The organism is Streptomyces flavofungini (assembly GCF_041028215.1).
Lineage (GTDB): Bacteria > Actinomycetota > Actinomycetes > Streptomycetales > Streptomycetaceae > Streptomyces > Streptomyces flavofungini_B.
The window spans coordinates 1-653 of the sequence record NZ_JASKYR010001464.1 but is presented as its reverse complement, the minus strand read 5'-3'; the positions used below and the strand labels follow the sequence as shown (position 1 = coordinate 653).

The following is a 653-nucleotide window of genomic DNA, read 5'->3' as shown; positions in this document are numbered from 1 at the left end:
CCCCTGGCTCGCCACGGCGTACGTACCCGGCGTCTCGGTCACCGAGGCCGTCGCCGCGGGCGGGCCGCTGCCGGAGGCCTCGCTGCGGGCGCTGATGGCGGGGACGGCGGCGGCCCTCGCGGCGATCCACGCGGCGGGTCTCACCCACCGCGACCTGAAGCCGTCGAACATCCTCCTCGCCGAGGACGGGCCGCGCGTCATCGACTTCGGCATCGCGCGCTCGGTCGTCCACTCCCAGATCACCCGGACGGGCCAGGTGCCCGGCACGCCCGGCTACATGGCCCCCGAGCAGCTCCGCGGCTCGGACATCGGCCCCCACACGGACGTGTACGCGCTCGGCGCCACGCTCGTCTTCGCGGCCACCGGGGAGGGGCCCTTCGGGCACGGGGACGTCTTCGCGATGATCTACCGCACGATGGAGCAGGAGCCGGATCTGGACGGGGTTCCCGGACCGCTGCGCGCGACGGCGGCGCGCTGCCTGGCCAAGGACCCGGGCGAACGCCCGTCGGTGGCCTCCCTCCTGGCGGAGTTCTCGGTCCCGGCGACCCTGCCCGAGGGGCGCGCGGCAGCCTGGCTCCCGGCCGACATCACGACGCTGGTGCGGGGGCGGGCGGGGGCGGCCGAAAACCCGCCCACGCCGACGCGGCTTGCAC

1 protein-coding gene is annotated in these 653 nt (G+C 76.3%); it reads left to right on the top strand.

The window, feature by feature from the left end:
• A partial coding sequence (locus AB8Z36_RS41660) for a serine/threonine-protein kinase (protein ID WP_369218516.1) occupies window positions 1–653 on the top strand: 653 nt, incomplete at both ends.